The sequence below is a fragment of the Herbiconiux sp. VKM Ac-1786 genome, assembly GCF_015350805.1.
In the GTDB taxonomy this organism is placed as follows: domain Bacteria; phylum Actinomycetota; class Actinomycetes; order Actinomycetales; family Microbacteriaceae; genus Herbiconiux.
This window is the reverse complement of the sequence record NZ_JADKSG010000001.1, coordinates 28,342-44,771: the sequence shown is the minus strand read 5'-3', so window position 1 is coordinate 44,771 and position 16,430 is coordinate 28,342. Positions and strand designations below refer to the sequence as shown.

Genomic DNA, 16,430 nt, shown 5'->3' with positions numbered 1-16,430 from the left:
CCGTGGCATCACGAACCGCTACCCTGTAGACGTGTCATACGCTTCGAACCCGTTCGGCCAGGTGCTGGTCGCCATGGTCACCCCGTTCACCGCCGACGGCGAGGTCGACTGGCCCGGTGTCGAGAAGCTCATCGACGACCTCATCGTGGGCGGGGCCGACGGCATCGTCGTCTCGGGCACCACGGGCGAGACGTCGACGCTGACCGACCCCGAGAAGATCCGACTCGTCGAGGTCGGCAAGTCGGTCGCGGCCGGTCGCGCGAAGATCATCACGGGCGGCGGCTCGAACGAGACCGCGCACGCGATGCAGCTCGCCCGGCAGAGCGAGAAGGCGGGCGCCGACGGCAACCTCGTCGTCACGCCGTACTACAACAAGCCCACCCAGGCCGGCATCCTCACGCACTTCCGCATGATCGCCGACGCCACCGACCTGCCGGTCATCCTGTACGACATCCCGGGTCGCACCGGGGTTCCGATCAAGTACGACACCATCCTCCGACTGTCGAAGCACCCGAACATCCTCGCCGTCAAAGACGCCAAGGGCGACTTCAGCGAGGTCAGCCGGGTGCTGAACCAGACGAGCCTGCTCTACTTCTCGGGCGACGACGCCAACGTGCTGCCGCACATGGCGATCGGCGCCGCCGGCCTGATCGGGGTCACCGCGAACATCGCGCCGGCGCCCTACCGGGTGATCGTCGACGCCGTGAACGCGGGCGACCTCGCCACGGCCACCACCGCCCACCAGGCGCTCGAGCCGCTCGTGCGCGCCGTCATGACGCACGTGCCCGGCACGGTCGCCGCCAAGTACATCCTGCACGGGCTCGGCCGCATCGCCAGCCCGCGCGTCCGCCTGCCCCTCGTGGGGCCCGAGGAATGGGAGGCCGCGCAGATCGAGAGCGAGATCGATCTCGTGCGCGACATCCCCGGACTCGACCTCGGCAACTTCCGCCCCGACCGCAACGCGGCCGCCGGCGGAGCGCTGCCCAAGGTGGCGGGCACCACCCGCTGAGGCGGGTGCCATCAGCCACAGCGCGCGCTCGACGCGCGCACCTGCATCAGAAGAAGAACTAGGAGGGCCCATGCAGAGCCCCATCATCACTCCTCCGCCCCTCGAGGCCGGAACCCTGCGCGTCACCCCCGTGGGCGGCCTCGGCGAGATCGGCCGCAACATGACGGTCTACGAGTTCGGCGGCAAGCTGCTCGTCGTCGACTGCGGCGTGCTCTTCCCCGAGGAGCACCAGCCCGGCGTCGACCTGATCCTGCCCGACTTCAGCGTCGTGCGCGAGCGCCTCCGCGACATCGTCGGCATCGTGCTCACGCACGGCCACGAGGACCACATCGGCGCCGTGCCCTACCTCCTGAAGCTCAGGGAGGACATCCCGCTGATCGGCTCGGCGCTGACGCTCGCGCTCGTCGAGGCGAAGCTCAAGGAGCACCGCATCAAGCCGTACACGCTCGACGTGGCGGAGGGCCAGGTCGAGAACCTCGGCCCGTTCGAGTGCGAGTTCGTCGCGGTCAACCACTCCATCCCCGACGCCCTCGCGGTGGCCATCAAGACCCCGGCCGGCCTCGTGCTGCACACCGGCGACTTCAAGATGGACCAGCTGCCGCTCGACGGCCGCCTCACCGACCTCCGCGCCTTCGCCCGCCTGGGCGAGGAGGGTGTCGACCTGTTCCTGCCCGACTCCACCAACGCCGACGTGCCGGGCTTCACGCCCACCGAGCGCGACATCGGGCCGGTGCTCGAGTCGATCATCGAGCGCGCGCCCCGTCGCGTGATCGTGGCCAGCTTCTCCAGCCATGTGCACCGCGTGCAGCAGGTGCTCGACGCCGCCGCCGCGAACGGCCGCCGCGTGGCGCTGCTCGGCCGCTCGATGGTGCGCAACATGACCATCGCCGCCGAGCTCGGCTACCTCAAGGTGCCCGACAACGTGCTGGTCGACTTCAAGAAGGCCGGCGACATCCCCGACGACAAGATCGTCTACATGTCGACCGGGTCGCAGGGCGAGCCGATGGCCGTGCTCTCGCGCATGGTCAACCTCGAGCACCAGATCGAGGTGGGCGAGGGCGACACCGTCATCCTCGCGTCGAGCCTCATCCCCGGCAACGAGAACGCGGTCTACCGCATCATCAACGGCCTCACCAAGCTCGGCGCCAACGTCGTGCACAAGGCCAACGCCAAGGTGCACGTCTCGGGCCACGCGGCCGCGGGCGAGCTGCTCTACTGCTACAACATCCTGAAGCCGAAGAACGTGCTGCCGGTGCACGGCGAGTACCGCCACCTGGTGGCGAACCAGAAACTGGCGATCGAGACCGGCGTGCCGGCCGAGAACACCTTCATCGGTGAGGACGGCACGGTCATCGACCTGAAGAACGGCGTCGCGAAGGTGGTCGGCCAGTACGACCTCGGCTTCGTCTACGTCGACGGCTCGACGGTCGGCGAGATCACCGACGCCGACCTGAAAGACCGGCGCATCCTGGGCGAGGAGGGCTTCATCTCGATCATCGTCGTGGTCGAGGCCCAGACCGGCAAGGTCGTCTCGGGCCCCGAGATCCACGCCAAGGGCTTCGCCGAGGACGACAAGGTCTTCGACGCCCTGAAGCCCAAGGTCAGCGCCGCGCTGGCCGAGGCCGCCCAGAACGGCACGCGCGACACCCACGCCCTGCAGCAGGTCGTGCGCCGCGTCGTGGGCCGCTGGGTCAGCGCCTCGTTCCGCCGCCGGCCGATGATCGTGCCGGTCGTCATCGAGGCGTAACCGCCCGTTCGAGGGCCCGATTTCCCAACACCCGCGGTCGGTGACGGTCTGCTGTCACCGGCCGCGGGTAGCGTGAAACCATGGCCACCAGCAGTAAGTCGACGCCCCGCAAGCCGGCGTCCACCCCGCGCTCGACGCGAGGCACGGCAGCGTCGGCCGCGACGCCCCGCAAGGCGCCCGCCCGCACCGCCGCCCAGAAGACCGTGAAGTATCCGGTCATCCAGGAGGAGCAGGGTCCCAACCCGCTCGTCAAGCTCTGGCTCGGCCTCGCCCATGTCACGGGCGGCGCCGCGCGCGCCTTCGGCCACGAGACGCTGGCGAAGGAGGAGCGCCGCGACGGCCTCCCCTTCCTGTTCTTCGTGCTCGCGGTCGCGGGTGCGATCACCGAGTGGTTCCTCGCCTCCAACGCGGTGGCCGTCGCCATCAACGCGTGGACCTTCGGCGGACTGTTCGGCCGCGTCTCCTACGCCCTGCCCGTCATCCTGATGCTGCTCGCCATCTGGCTGTTCCGGCATCCGAGCTCCGTGCACGACAACGGGCGCATCGGCATCGGCCTGAGTGTCTTCCTCGTCACGGTCTCCGGCCTCTGCCACATCTTCAGCCAGGCCCCCGACCCCTCGCAGGGCATGGACGTGCTGGCCCTGGCCGGCGGTGTCATCGGCTGGATCGCCGCGGCCCCGCTCGCCGCGCTGATCACCCCGGCCGGCTCGGCCGCCGTGTTGATCGTGCTGCTCGCGCTGTCGCTGTTCATCATCACCAAGACGCCGCCGAACCGCATCGGGCGGCGTCTGCGCGAGCTGTACGCCTACCTCTTCGGGGCGGCCGAGGAGTCGGATCCCTCCGGTGCGTCCGCCGTCTCCGGCTCGGGTTCCGGGTCCGACGAGACCGCCCCCGTCGCCGCCAAGCGCGGGCGTCGCAACCGCTCGGCCGAGTCCGATGACCCCAACATGCTCGATCTCGAGGCCACGCCGGAAGAGTCGGGCGCCCTGCCCTGGTGGCGGCGCAACTCCAGCGGCCGCGAAGAAGACCCCGAGTCCTCGGCCCCGCCGCTGCAGCCCCGCATCGAAGACCGCACCCCCGCGCCCGAGGGGCCGTTCGAGAGCCCGGCCGAGGTCGTGCATCCCACCGACCTCGACAGCACCGAGAGCTTCGGCTCGGGCCTGCTGCACGACATGGAGGCCGCCGAGCAGGCCATCAAGCGCGTCACGGGCGAGATCCTGCCCGGTCGGCTGCAGACCACGGGCCTCCTCGACGACGAGTCCACCGAGGGGCTGCCCGCGTTCGCGACGCCGATTCCGGATGCTCCGCTCGACCTCTCCGGAACGGGCGCCGTCGACGGCATGCCGGCCCCGGCGCCCGCGTCCGACCCCGCGAACTACCGCCTGCCCTCGGTCGCGAACCTCTCGGTGGGAGAGCCCTCGAAGGCCCGTTCGGCCGTGAACGACGACATCGTGCGCGCCATCACCGACGTGCTGAAGCAGTTCTCGGTCGACGCCACGGTCACCGGCTTCTCGCGGGGCCCCACCGTCACCCGCTACGAGATCGAGCTCGGCCCGGGCGTCAAGGTCGAACGCGTCACGGCGCTGTCGAAGAACCTCTCGTACGCGGTCGCGTCGAACGAGGTGCGCATCCTGTCGCCCATCCCGGGGCGCAGCGCCATCGGCATCGAGATCCCCAACACCGACCGGGAGACCGTGTCGCTCGGCGACGTGCTGCGGTCGCAGAAGGCGATGAACGACCCGCACCCGATGACCATCGGCGTCGGCAAGGACGTCGAGGGCAAGTTCGTGCTCGCGAACCTCGCCAAGATGCCCCACCTCCTGGTGGCCGGCTCCACCGGCTCGGGCAAGTCGAGCTTCATCAACTCGATGGTCACCTCGGTGCTCATGCGCGCGAAGCCCAGCGAGGTGCGCATGGTGCTGATCGACCCGAAGCGGGTGGAGCTCACCGCCTACCAGGGCGTGCCGCACCTGATCACCCCCATCATCACCAACCCCAAGAAGGCGGCCGAGGCGCTGTCGTGGGTGGTGAAGGAGATGGACATGCGGTACGACGACCTGGAGAGCTTCGGCTTCCGGCACATCGACGACTTCAACCGCGCCGTGATCAACGACGAGATCCAGCTGCCGCCCGCCTCGCAGCGGGTGCTGAAGCCCTACCCCTACCTCCTCGTCGTGGTCGACGAGCTCGCCGACCTGATGATGGTCGCCCCGCGCGACGTCGAGGACTCGATCGTGCGCATCACCCAGCTGGCCCGCGCCTCGGGCATCCACCTGGTGCTCGCCACCCAGCGGCCCTCGGTCGACGTCGTCACCGGTCTGATCAAGGCGAACGTGCCCTCGCGCCTCGCCTTCGCGGTCACCAGCGTCACCGACTCCCGCGTCATCCTCGACCAGCCGGGCGCCGACAAGCTGATCGGCCAGGGCGACGCCCTGTTCCTGCCGATGGGCTCGTCGAAGTCCATCCGCGTGCAGGGCGCCTGGGTGAGCGAGCCCGAGATCGCCAAGGTCGTCGAGCACGTCACCCGTCAGGCGCGACCGGAGTACCGCGACGACGTCGCGGTCACGGCCGAGAAGAAGCAGATCGACGCCGACATCGGCGACGACCTCGAGCTGCTGCTCGCGGCGGCCGAGCTGGTCGTCAACACGCAGTTCGGCTCCACCTCGATGCTGCAGCGCAAGCTCAAGGTCGGGTTCGCCAAGGCGGGCCGGCTGATGGACCTGCTGGAGTCGCGCGAGATCGTCGGGCCGTCGGAGGGGTCGAAGGCGCGGGACGTGCTGGTCACGGCCGAGCAGCTGCCGGAGGTGCTGTCGATGATCCGCGGCGGGTCGTCGGCCGGGGCGGCGGCTTCTTCTGCCTCGGCTGGGGCTGGGGCTGGGTCTGGGGCCGCGTCTGCTTCTGCCTCTGCTGTTTCCGCTCCGGCTCCCGAGCACGACCGCTACGGCTCGGATGCGGTGGGTGACGCGCTCTCCCAGTACCCTGAGGTCGAGGCGGACTCGTCCGATGAGGACGCCTGGGGACTGACCGGCAGGGAGTAGCACGTGAGCAGCACCGAGCACACAGGCGGCGCGGTGGCGAAGCCGAGCAACTGGAACCTGCCGAACGCGATCACGATCGTGCGCATCCTGCTCGCCCCGGTGTTCTTCGTGATGCTGCTGGCCGACAACGGGGCCGACGGCGGGCTGCGCTGGGCGGCCGCGGTGCTGTTCATCCTCGCCATCGCCACCGACGGCATCGACGGGCACATCGCCCGCAGCCGCAACCTCGTCACCGACCTCGGCAAGCTGCTCGACCCGATCGCCGACAAGGTGCTCACGGGCGCGGCTCTCGTCGGTCTGTCGATCCTGGCCGAGCTGCCCTGGTGGGTGACGATCGTCATCCTCGTGCGCGAGATCGGCATCACCGTGTGGCGCTTCGTGCAGCTGAGCGACCGGGTCATACCGGCCTCGCGCGGCGGCAAGCTCAAGACGCTCGCGCAGTCGGTGGCCATCTCGCTCGCTCTGCTGCCCTTCCCGAACCTCCTCGGCGACTGGATGAACTGGGTCAACGCCGTCTTCATGGCCATCGCCCTGGTGCTCACCGTCGTGACGGGCATCGACTACCTCGTGCAGGCCTGGCGCCTGAACCGCCCGAAGCGGGCCGCGTGAGCTCGCCTCAGTCGCCGGCGGCTTCTCCGGCTCCGTCGCCGACCTTCGAGGTCGCCCGTCGGCTCGTCGAGACCCTGACGGCGCGGCACGTCACGGTCGGCGTCGCCGAGTCGCTCACCGGAGGTCTGCTGGCCGCGGCTCTGGTCGAGGTGCCCGGAGCGTCGGCCGTGCTGCGCGGGGGAGTGGTCGCCTACGACACCCGCGTTAAGCACAGCGTGCTCGGCGTCGACGCCGAGGTGCTGGCCGCGCACGGTCCGGTGCATCCCGACGTCGCGCTGCAGATGGCCGTCGGGGTTCGCACCGCACTCGTCGTCGACGGCGAGGAGCCGTGGATCGGGCTGTCGACGACCGGTGTCGCCGGGCCGGACGCGCAGGACGGGCATCCGCCGGGCACCGCCTTCGTCGGGCTCGCGATCGGCAGCGAGGTGCGCTTCGTCGAGGTGCACGCCGAGGGCGACCGGGCTGCCGTGCGGGCCGCCGTCGTGGCCCGCGCACTGGCTCTGCTGGAGGAGTTCCTGTGAGCTTCCGGCGGGCTGCTCAGCCGGGAATGCGACGCGTTTCGATCTCGTTACATCTGATGTCATTCACAAGATATGTCCAGTCCCCGTCGCTTAGAGTTTCTGCTACGAACCACCGGCAACCGCGGTTCGAGAGCCACTCGATAAGACCGTGACTGAACGCAAGGAGGGTCCAGTGATTCTAGTTCGTCAGGAGATCGGCGACGTGCTTCGGGACTTCCGCCTGCAGAAGGGCCGCACCCTTCGTCAAGTGGCAAGTAAGGCGAGCGTCGCGCTCGGCTACCTGAGCGAGGTCGAGCGTGGTCAGAAAGAGGCCTCGAGCGAGATCCTCGCGTCGGTCGCCGACGCTCTCGACACGCCCATCTCGGTGATCATGCGCGAGGTCGGAGACCGTCTCGCCGTGGTCGAGGGCATCGATCCCATTCCCGACACCATCCCCGACGAGTTCGTCGCCGACTTCGACGCCGACCTCGTCACCCGCTGAGAGTGCGCCTGAGCGAATTCCGTCAGGCCGTCTCCGACGAGTTCGGCGACGCGTACGGCCAGGTGGTCACGCGCGACCTGATGCTCGTCGACCTCGGCGATCGAACTCCCGAGCAGGCGCTGAAGGCCGGCATCTCGCCGCGAGAGGTGTGGCTCGCGGTGTGCCGGGCCGCTGACGTGCCGCGTGAGCGGTGGCACGGTGCCGGGTTGCCGGCTCAGCCTCGCGGGTGAAGCTGTCGCTCGTGCTGCTGCTCTGAATTGAAGAAGGCCCTCGGATGCTCCGGGGGCCTTTTTCGCGCCCGACACGCCGCCCCGGCCTCTCGAACATACCTTCGGTTCTGAGTAGGCTTCTGCACATCGAGAGAATCGAAGACGTTCTCCACAGATGGCACGGGCCGACGACGGATGTCGGTGGTCCTGCCTAGCGTGGAACCCGTTCGAGGAACTCCCGAAAAACGCCCTGTCGTTGCCCGATCGAGAGATCACCCGCACACGACAGCCTGTGGGCACACCATCGCGACACCGGGTCACCGAACCCAGGCCGCACACGACAGAAGGAAGACGCCATGCCGTCAGACGCCAACCGCGAAAAAGCACTCGAGACCGCGCTCGCCCAGATCGACCGTCAGTTCGGCAAGGGGTCGGTCATGCGCCTCGGCAGCGACGACCGCGCACCCGTGGAGGTCGTGCCCACGGGGTCGATCGCCCTCGACGTCGCGCTCGGCATCGGAGGTCTTCCCCGTGGCCGCATCGTCGAGATCTACGGCCCGGAGTCCTCGGGAAAGACCACGCTCACGCTGCACGCCATCGCGAACGCCCAGCGCGCCGGGGGCATCGCCGCCTTCATCGACGCGGAGCACGCGCTCGACCCCGAGTACGCCAAGAAGCTCGGCGTCGACATCGACTCGCTCCTCGTGTCGCAGCCCGACACCGGTGAGCAGGCGCTCGAGATCGCCGACATGCTGGTGCGCTCCGGCTCAATCGACCTCATCGTCATCGACTCGGTGGCCGCGCTCGTGCCCCGCGCCGAGATCGAGGGCGAGATGGGCGACTCGCACGTGGGTCTGCAGGCCCGGCTGATGTCGCAGGCCCTCCGCAAGCTCACCGGTGGCCTGAACCAGACCAACACCACGATGATCTTCATCAACCAGCTGCGCGAGAAGATCGGCGTGTTCTTCGGCAGCCCCGAGACCACCGCCGGTGGCAAGGCGCTGAAGTTCTACGCCTCGGTGCGACTCGACATCCGCCGCATCGAGACCCTGAAAGAGGGCACGGAGGCCGTCGGCAACCGCACCCGCGTCAAGGTCGTCAAGAACAAGATGGCGCCGCCCTTCAAGCAGGCCGAGTTCGACATCCTCTACGGCGTCGGCATCTCTCGCGAGGGCAGCCTGATCGACTTCGGCGTCGAGCACGAGATCGTGCGCAAGTCGGGTGCCTGGTACACCTACGACGGCGACCAGCTCGGCCAGGGCAAGGAGAACTCGCGCCGCTTCCTGAAAGAGAACCCCGACATCGCGCTCGAGATCGAGAACAAGATCCTCGCGAAGCTCGGCGTCGGCGAGGCCGGAGCAGCGGCCCTGGCCGCCAGCACGGCGTCCGCCGCCAAAGCCTCCGATGCGAAGGCCTCGGCAGCCAAGACCTCGACCGCCACGGTCGAGCCCATCGCCCCCAAGCTGGCCGCGGGCCGCAAGGGCGCCTGAGGCGGCGCTCCCCGGGTGCGACCTCTTCGTGGGCCTGCATCCCCAAATCCGATCCACGACGATCGCTGACGGCGACCGGTCCAGAGACACCTCCCTAGGAGTCGCGTGAACGACATCATCAGCCTCGACGCCGCCCGCCGGGACCGCAAGAAGCGCCCGTCGGGTGCGTCGGGGTCGGGTCACCCGGCCTTCGGAGCAAGCGACGCCTCGACGGGTGCCACGTCCGTCGCCGACACGTCGACGGGCGCGAGGCCCGAGGTCGTCTCGCCGCAGGGTGCGGCTTCGGAGGCCGGCTCGTCTGCGGGCGGGTCCTCCCCGGATGCGGCTCCGCAGGGCGGTTCGTCTGCGGGCGCGTCCTCCACCGGCGCGTCCTCCACCGGCGCGGCTCCGGAGGGCGGTTGGTCGGCGGGCTCGTCCGCGACGGGTGCGGCTTCGGACGGCGGTTGGTCTGCGGGCGCGTCCTCCGCGGATGCAGCTGCGGAGGGCGGTTCGTCGTCGGATGCGTTCACGACGGGCGCTGCGTCGGATGCCGGTTCCGCGAGGGACGGTGCTTCGAAGGGCGACTCGTGGACGGGCGCCGCATCAGCGGGCGGCACGGCGAAGCGTGGGTCCTCGAAGGGCGGTTGGGCGAGGGGTGCCACCTCGCGTGCCGGATCGGATCGTGGCTCGGTGGTGGCGTTCCGGGGTGACGACGACGAGTTCGACGACGAGCCGCAGCTCAGCGACGAGGAGCGTCTGGCTCGCGTCAGCGACACCGTCGTGCGGGCGCTCGGGCGGCGGCAGCTGTCCGCGGGGGAGACCCAGGCGCTGCTCGAGGCGCAGGGTGCGTCGAACGACGAGGCCGAGACGCTCGTGGCCCGCTACGAGGAGCTCGGCTACCTCAACGACGCCGCGTTGGCCGAGGCACTCGTCGAGCGCATGTCGGAGCGCGACCACAAGAGCCGTGGCGCCATCTCGCGCGAGCTGTCGGCCCGCAAGATCCCGTCCGAGCTGGTCACGGCCGCGCTCGAGGGCCTTGACGACGACCACGAGTTCTCCCTGGCGCTCGACGCGGCCACCAAACGCGTCAGCCAGCTCAGCGCCTACGACGACACGACGGTCGAGCGCCGCTTGATGGCCTTCCTCACCCGCCGCGGCTTCAACTCCACGATCGTCCGCGAGGCCACCCGCCGTGCCCTCTCCACTCGCAAACGCTTCGGCGGCCCCCGCTTCCGCTGAGCGCGGGCCCGACTCCCGCCGACGCAGTCGCGCACTCGAGCAATCGGCGTCACCACCACCCGACGGCGCCGACCAACGGCACCGCCCGAGGGACCGGTCGGCGGCGCGGGCGGGCGGGGGCGGTCGGGTTTCGTAGACTGGAGCGATCATGAGCACTGTGAGTGAAGCCCCGACGGTCATCGAGACGTCCGCCGCGTCGCGGGGTGTGGACGGGCGGGCCCGGACGTACGAGGTGCGCACCTTCGGCTGTCAGATGAACGTGCACGACTCCGAGCGGCTGAGCGGGTCGCTCGAGGCCGCCGGCTACGTCAAGGCCGAGGGCGTCGAGGCCGACGTCGTCGTCATCAACACCTGCGCCGTGCGCGAGAACGCCGACAACAAGCTCTACGGCAACCTCGGCCACCTCGCCTCGGTGAAGCGCCGTCACGAGGGCATGCAGATCGCCGTCGGCGGCTGCCTCGCTCAGAAGGACAAGAGCGTCATCCTCGACAAGGCCCCCTGGGTCGACGTCGTGTTCGGTACCCACAACATGGGCGCCCTGCCGAGCCTGCTCGAGCGGGCCCGCCACAACGAGGCCGCCGAGATCGAGATCCTCGAGTCGCTCGAGACCTTCCCCTCCACGCTGCCCACGAAGCGCGACTCGACCTACAGCGGCTGGGTGTCCATCTCGGTCGGCTGCAACAACACCTGCACCTTCTGCATCGTGCCGGCGCTCCGCGGCAAGGAGAAGGACCGCCGGCCGGGAGAGGTGCTGGCCGAGATCCAGTCGCTGGTCGACGACGGCGCGATCGAGGTCACGCTGCTCGGCCAGAACGTGAACTCCTACGGGGTGGAGTTCGGCGACCGCCTCGCCTTCGGCAAGTTGCTGCGGGCGGCCGGAACCATCCCGGGGCTCGAGCGCATCCGCTTCACGAGCCCCCACCCGGCGGCCTTCACCGACGACGTGATCGACGCCATGGCCGAGACCCCGAACGTCATGCCTCAGCTGCACATGCCGCTGCAGTCGGGGTCCGACCGCATCCTGCGCGCGATGAAGCGCTCGTACCGCTCGGCGAAGTTCCTCGGCATCCTCGACCGCGTGCGCGAGAAGATCCCGAACGCCGCGATCTCGACCGACATCATCGTCGGCTTCCCCGGCGAGACCGAGGAGGACTTCCTCGAGACGATGCGCGTGGTCGAGGCCGCCCGCTTCGCCTCGGCGTTCACCTTCCAGTACTCCATCCGTCCCGGCACGCCGGCGGCGACCCTGCCCGATCAGGTGCCGCACGAGGTCGTGCAGGAGCGCTACGAGCGCCTCGTCGCGCTGCAGGAGCGCATCAGCCTCGAGGAGAACCGGGCGCTCATCGGGCGCCGCGTGAACGTCCTGGTCGCGAACGGCGAGGGCCGGAAGGACCAGGCGACCAACCGCCTGAGCGGTCGCGCGGAGGACAGCCGCCTGGTGCATTTCGAGGTGCCCGCGGGTTCCGAGCGCCCCCGCCCGGGCGACGTGGTCTCGGTGACGATCACGCAGGCCGCGCCCTTCCACCTCATCGCCGACACCGACGGCGCGGCGCTCGAGGTGCGCCGCACCCGCGCGGGCGACGCCTGGGACCGTGCCGAGGCCGAGTCCTGCGGCGTCCCCTCGACGCCGGCCGGAGCATCCGGAGCCGAGGGGACCCGCGCCGTCTCGCTGGGCCTCCCCACCCTCCGCGTCGGCGTCCCCGCCGTCTCGGTCAACCGCTCCTCGCGCGGGACCGGTGACGCGGCCGATCACCGCGGCGCGGCGGCACCCACCGGCGCCACCGAGGGCCACGGCGTCGCCACCGTGCCCATCTACAGCCCCACCGACGACCTGCGCGGCTGACGATGGCCGCCACACCGCCCGCCGCGCACACCGAGGGTGCGGACGGCGGCGAAGCGACCGTGATCGCGGTCGTCGGCGCCACCGGCACGGGCAAGTCCGAGCTGTCGCTGGCGATCGCCGAGCGCATCGCCGCGCGCGGAGGGTTCGCCGAGGTCGTCAACGCCGACGCGATGCAGCTGTACCGCGGCATGGACATCGGCACGGCGAAGCTGCCGCAGGGAGACCGCCGGGGCGTCCCCCACCACCTCCTCGACGTGCTCGACGTCACCGATGAAGCCTCCGTCGCCGCCTACCAGCCGGCCGCCCGCGCCGCGATCGACGACATCGTGGGGCGCGGTGGCACGGCGATCCTCGTCGGCGGCTCGGGCCTGTACGTGTCGTCGGTGCTGTTCGACTTCCGCTTCCCCGCGCGCGACGACGCCGTGCGCGCGCGGCTCGAGGCCGAGCTCGAGAGCGGGGGAGTCCGCGCCCTCTACGACCGGCTGAAGGCGATCGATCCGCAGGCCGCCGCCTCAATCGGCCAGTTCAACGGCCGCCGGCTCGTGCGGGCGCTCGAGGTCGTCGAACTCACGGGTGAACCCGTCAGCGGCACCCTGCCCGACGAACCGGTGCTGTGGCGGCCGGCCGCGATCGTGCGGCTGGGCGTCCTGCGTGAGCGGCTCGTCGAGCGGCTCGACGCCCGGGTCGAGCGGATGTGGTCGGCCGGGCTCGTCGACGAGGTCGCCGGGCTGGTGCCGCTGGGCCTCCGCGAGGGCGTCACCGCATCCCGCGCCATCGGCTACGCGCAGGCCCTCGCCCAGCACGACGGCACGATGACCGAGGCCGACGCGATCGCCGAGGCGCAGTCCCTCACCCGCCGCTACGCCCGCCGCCAGGTGAGCTGGTTCAAGCGCTACCCGAACGCCCTCGACGTCGACGCGCTCGACCCCGCCGCGCTCGAAGCGGCAGCGACAGCGGCAGCGGCAGCGGCAGCAACGACAACGGCAGCGGCAGCGGTCGCCGCGACGGCCACCACCCCCACCGCCCTAGACTGATCAGATGCCAGCCGAGTTGCACTTCACCAAGGGTCAGGGCACGGGCAACGACTTCGTGCTCTTCACCGATCCCGAGGGCGAGATCGATCTGACGCCCGCCCAGATCGCCGCCATCTGCGACCGGCACTTCGGTGTGGGCGCCGACGGGGTCATCCGGGCCGTGCGGTCGCAGAACCTCGACGCCGGGGCTGCGGCCCTCACCGAGGACCCGGCCGCCGAGTGGTTCATGGACTACCACAACGCCGACGGGTCGCTCTCCGAGATGTGCGGCAACGGCATCCGCGTCTATGCCCGCTACCTCATCGACAACGGCCTCACCGAGCTGGCCCCGGGCGAGACCCTCGTCATCGGCACCCGCGCGGGTGTGCGCGACGTGCAGCTGAACGCGCTCGGCTTCCAGGTCGACCTCGGCCGCTGGAGCCTCGACGGCGGCGAGCCCCTCGTGCGCGCCAAGAACCTCCAGGTCGCCCGCCCGGGCCTCGGCATCAACGTCGGCAACCCGCACGTGGTCGTCGCCCTCGCCGACGACGAGGAGCTCGACTCGGCCGACCTCGCCTTCATCCCGCACCTCGAGCCGGCCCCGGTCGACGGCGCCAACGTCGAGTTCGTCGTGCCCTCCGACCCTCTCGTGCGCGACGCCGTCGGCCACATCCGGATGCGCGTGCACGAGCGAGGCAGCGGCGAGACGCTCAGCTGCGGAACGGGCGCGGCCGCGGCGGCCCTCGCCACCCGTCACTGGGCCGGCCAGGGCGCGCCGAACCACTGGAGCGTCGCCGTCCCCGGAGGCGTCGTGGGCGTGCGCATGTTCCCCGCCGAGGACGGCGAGCACGTGGCGCTCTCGGGCCCGGCCGAGCTCGTCTACGAGGGCGACCTGGCGATCGCCTAACGCGACTAGAACAACGGGCCGACGGCGCCGGCGCGACCGAACGCTCTAAGCCCGCTTCCGCGCCCGCAGCACCCGGAACGCCTTGCTCGTCGCCTCGCGCTGAACCGTGAGCTCGGGGAACTCCCCGTCCATCCACCGCTGCAACGAGTCGGACCCGAGATTCTTCTGCACCACGAGCCACGCCTCGGTGCCCGGCTCGAGCCGCGGCAGCCACAGCCGCAGCATGGAGTGCAGTTCGGCCTTGCCGACGCGGATGGGCGGGTTCGACCAGATCGTCATGAACCGCACGTCGTCGGGAACATCTTCGGGCCGCACGGCGTTGACATTCTCGAGACCCATGATGTGAGCATTACGACGAACCAGATCCAGAGCACGCTCGTTGACATCCACGGCCCACACCGTCGAACGCGGTGATTCCAGGGCCAGTGTGAGCGCGATCGGCCCCCAGCCGCACCCCAGATCGAGAAGATTCCCCCCGGGCGGCGGCTTCGGCACGTTCGCGAGCAGCACCTGCGTGCCGGTGTCGATCCGATCCGGGCTGAAGATGCCCGATGCCGTCGTGAGGCGGTGCTCCGACCCGGCCAGGGTGACCGTCAGCTCGCGGAGCGACAGCTCCCCCGCGGGCTGCGCAGAGAAGTAGTGCTCGCCATCCATAGAGGGAATCTAGCAAACAAGGAGACTAGTCTTGACGCCAATGTCAGACCACGAGATCACAGAGAACACGAGTGCGGGCGACGACGCCGTCGCCCGGGTGCTCGCACGTGCCGAACAGCGCTCGAGCGGCTACTCGCTCTTCGAGCAGGGCTCGGCCCAGGCCCTCCAGCGCCCCGCCACCACGGGCGAGCGCGACGGCTCCAGCTACGACGGCGACCAGTTCGACCGCGAAGACCGCCAGTCCCTCCGGCGCGTCGCCGGGCTCTCCACCGAGCTCGAAGACGTCACCGAGGTCGAGTACCGCCAGCTGCGGCTGGAGAACGTCGTCATCATCGGCGTCTACTCGCAGGGCACACTGGGCGACGCCGAGAACTCGTTGCGCGAGCTCGCGGCCCTCGCCGAGACCGCCGGAGCCGTCGTGCTCGACGGCCTCCTGCAGCGCCGGCCGCATCCCGACCCCAGCACCTACTTCGGCAAGGGAAAGGCCGAAGAGCTGCGGGCCATCGTCGCGAGCCTCGGCGCCGACACGGTCATCGCCGACACCGAGCTGGCCCCCAGCCAGCGCCGTGCGCTCGAAGACGTCGTGAAGGTCAAGGTCATCGACCGCACGGCCGTCATCCTCGACATCTTCAGCCAGCACGCCAAGAGCCGCGAGGGCAAGGCGCAGGTCGAGCTCGCGCAGCTCGAGTACCTGCTCCCGCGTCTTCGCGGCTGGGGTGACTCGATGTCCCGCCAGGCCGGTGGCCAGGTGGGTGGCGCGGGCGCCGGCATGGGCTCGCGTGGCCCCGGTGAGACGAAGATCGAACTCGATCGACGCCGCATCCACACCCGCATGGCGAAGCTGCGCAAGCAGATCAAGGAGATGAAGCCGGCCCGTGACGCCAAGCGCGCCAACCGCAAGCGCAACGCGGTGCCGAGCGTGGCCATCGCCGGCTACACCAACGCCGGCAAGTCCTCGCTGCTGAACCGCATCACGAGCGCCGGCGTGCTGGTCGAGAACTCGCTGTTCGCGACCCTCGACGCCACGGTGCGCAAGAACGTGACCGAAGACGGCCGGCCCTACACGATCGCCGACACCGTCGGGTTCGTGCGCGCGCTGCCGCACCAGCTGGTCGAGGCGTTCCGGTCGACCCTCGAGGAGGTGGCCGACTCCGACGTCGTGGTGCACGTCGTCGACGGCTCACACCCCGACCCCGCGAGCCAGATCACCACGGTGCGCGACGTCATGGGCGAGGCCGGTGCGCGGGGCATCCCCGAGATCGTCGTGTTCAACAAGGCCGACCTGGTCAGCGACGACGACCGGCTCGTGCTGCGCGGCCTCGAGCCGACGGCGGTCTTCGTCTCGGCCCGCACCGGCGAGGGCATCCCCGAGCTGCTCGCGGCGATCGACGCGATCCTGCCGCGCCCGAGCGTCGAGGTCGACCTGCTGGTGCCCTACGAGCGCGGTGACGTCGTCACGATGCTGCACGAGAAGAACACGGTGCTGAGCACCGACTACGAGGAGGGCGGCACCCACGTGCGCGCCCTGGTCAACCCCGAGTTCGAGGAACGCCTGGTCGAGTTCGCGCGCTGACGCGAACGACCGGGGCTCGCAGAACCCCTCAGAAGAGCGGATGCCCGCTGCCGGATGCCCCGGGCCCACCACAGCCCGGGGCATCCGCCGTCATAGTGCGTCACAACGCTTCCCGCCG

The 16,430-nt window shown here is 70.2% G+C and carries 14 protein-coding genes; 13 read left to right on the top strand and 1 reads right to left on the bottom strand.

The annotated features are described in order from the left end of the window. Positions 1-31 precede the first annotated feature (31 nt). From dapA to dapF, 12 genes are all read left to right on the top strand, one after another. Positions 32-1,009 carry a 4-hydroxy-tetrahydrodipicolinate synthase gene (gene dapA, locus ITJ64_RS00220; protein WP_194678788.1) on the top strand — a complete coding sequence of 326 codons (978 nt, stop codon included), beginning with the start codon at positions 32-34 and terminating at the stop codon, positions 1,007-1,009. 70 nt (positions 1,010-1,079) lie between these two features. Next, a complete protein-coding gene (locus ITJ64_RS00215; RefSeq protein ID WP_194678787.1) occupies positions 1,080-2,756 on the top strand; it encodes a ribonuclease J in 1,677 nt (558 codons plus the stop codon). A gap of 80 nt (positions 2,757-2,836) precedes the next feature. Continuing rightward, a complete protein-coding gene (locus ITJ64_RS00210; RefSeq protein WP_194678786.1) occupies positions 2,837-5,794 on the top strand; it encodes a DNA translocase FtsK in 2,958 nt (985 codons plus the stop codon). A gap of 3 nt (positions 5,795-5,797) precedes the next feature. Next, a complete protein-coding gene (pgsA, locus tag ITJ64_RS00205; protein ID WP_194678785.1) occupies positions 5,798-6,403 on the top strand; it encodes a CDP-diacylglycerol--glycerol-3-phosphate 3-phosphatidyltransferase in 606 nt (201 codons plus the stop codon). Beyond that, on the top strand, positions 6,400-6,924 hold the full coding sequence (locus ITJ64_RS00200; protein WP_194678784.1) for a CinA family protein: 525 nt from the start codon (positions 6,400-6,402) through the stop codon (positions 6,922-6,924). The genes pgsA and ITJ64_RS00200 overlap by 4 nt, the downstream gene beginning before the upstream one ends. Positions 6,925-7,096: 172 nt before the next feature. Continuing rightward, on the top strand, positions 7,097-7,405 hold the full coding sequence (locus tag ITJ64_RS00195) for a helix-turn-helix transcriptional regulator (RefSeq protein ID WP_194678783.1): 309 nt from the start codon (positions 7,097-7,099) through the stop codon (positions 7,403-7,405). 2 nt (positions 7,406-7,407) lie between these two features. Beyond that, positions 7,408-7,635 (top strand): DUF3046 domain-containing protein, encoded by a 228-nt coding sequence (locus ITJ64_RS00190; RefSeq protein WP_194678782.1) that lies wholly within the window; start codon positions 7,408-7,410, stop codon positions 7,633-7,635. A gap of 335 nt (positions 7,636-7,970) precedes the next feature. Next, positions 7,971-9,104 carry a recombinase RecA gene (gene recA, locus ITJ64_RS00185; RefSeq protein ID WP_194678781.1) on the top strand — a complete coding sequence of 378 codons (1,134 nt, stop codon included), beginning with the start codon at positions 7,971-7,973 and terminating at the stop codon, positions 9,102-9,104. Between the two features lie 105 nt (positions 9,105-9,209). Further along, entirely contained in the window at positions 9,210-10,322 is a 1,113-nt protein-coding gene (locus ITJ64_RS19215) for a RecX family transcriptional regulator (protein WP_194678780.1), read from the top strand. Between the two features lie 148 nt (positions 10,323-10,470). Then, positions 10,471-12,165, top strand: coding sequence for a tRNA (N6-isopentenyl adenosine(37)-C2)-methylthiotransferase MiaB (gene miaB, locus ITJ64_RS00175; protein WP_194678779.1), 1,695 nt, complete (start codon positions 10,471-10,473; stop codon positions 12,163-12,165). A 2-nt stretch (positions 12,166-12,167) separates the two neighbouring features. Then, positions 12,168-13,199: a tRNA (adenosine(37)-N6)-dimethylallyltransferase MiaA gene (miaA, locus tag ITJ64_RS00170; RefSeq protein ID WP_194678778.1), complete on the top strand. Its 1,032-nt coding sequence runs from the start codon at positions 12,168-12,170 to the stop codon at positions 13,197-13,199. Between the two features lie 4 nt (positions 13,200-13,203). Next, positions 13,204-14,085 (top strand): diaminopimelate epimerase, encoded by an 882-nt coding sequence (dapF, locus tag ITJ64_RS00165; RefSeq protein ID WP_194678777.1) that lies wholly within the window; start codon positions 13,204-13,206, stop codon positions 14,083-14,085. A 45-nt stretch (positions 14,086-14,130) separates the two neighbouring features. Here the strand turns inward: dapF and ITJ64_RS00160 are convergent, their stop codons facing one another. Continuing rightward, positions 14,131-14,739: a class I SAM-dependent methyltransferase gene (locus tag ITJ64_RS00160; protein WP_194678776.1), complete on the bottom strand. Its 609-nt coding sequence runs from the start codon at positions 14,737-14,739 to the stop codon at positions 14,131-14,133. A 40-nt stretch (positions 14,740-14,779) separates the two neighbouring features. Between ITJ64_RS00160 and hflX the strand changes: the two genes are divergently transcribed. Continuing rightward, on the top strand, positions 14,780-16,312 hold the full coding sequence (gene hflX / locus ITJ64_RS00155; RefSeq protein WP_179547903.1) for a GTPase HflX: 1,533 nt from the start codon (positions 14,780-14,782) through the stop codon (positions 16,310-16,312). Positions 16,313-16,430 lie beyond the last annotated feature (118 nt).

Bases quoted from the DNA above. Each gene is read 5' to 3' on its own strand.
- ITJ64_RS00215 (WP_194678787.1), top strand. From the start codon at position 1,080: ATGCAGAGCCCCATCATCACTCCTCCGCCCCTCGAGGCCGGAACCCTG.
- ITJ64_RS00210 (WP_194678786.1), top strand. From the start codon at position 2,837: ATGGCCACCAGCAGTAAGTCGACGCCCCGCAAGCCGGCGTCCACCCCG.
- recA (WP_194678781.1), top strand. From the start codon at position 7,971: ATGCCGTCAGACGCCAACCGCGAAAAAGCACTCGAGACCGCGCTCGCC.
- miaB (WP_194678779.1), top strand. From the start codon at position 10,471: ATGAGCACTGTGAGTGAAGCCCCGACGGTCATCGAGACGTCCGCCGCG.
- miaA (WP_194678778.1), top strand. From the start codon at position 12,168: ATGGCCGCCACACCGCCCGCCGCGCACACCGAGGGTGCGGACGGCGGC.
- dapF (WP_194678777.1), top strand. From the start codon at position 13,204: ATGCCAGCCGAGTTGCACTTCACCAAGGGTCAGGGCACGGGCAACGAC.
- ITJ64_RS00160 (WP_194678776.1), bottom strand. From the start codon at position 14,739: ATGGATGGCGAGCACTACTTCTCTGCGCAGCCCGCGGGGGAGCTGTCG.
- hflX (WP_179547903.1), top strand. From the start codon at position 14,780: ATGTCAGACCACGAGATCACAGAGAACACGAGTGCGGGCGACGACGCC.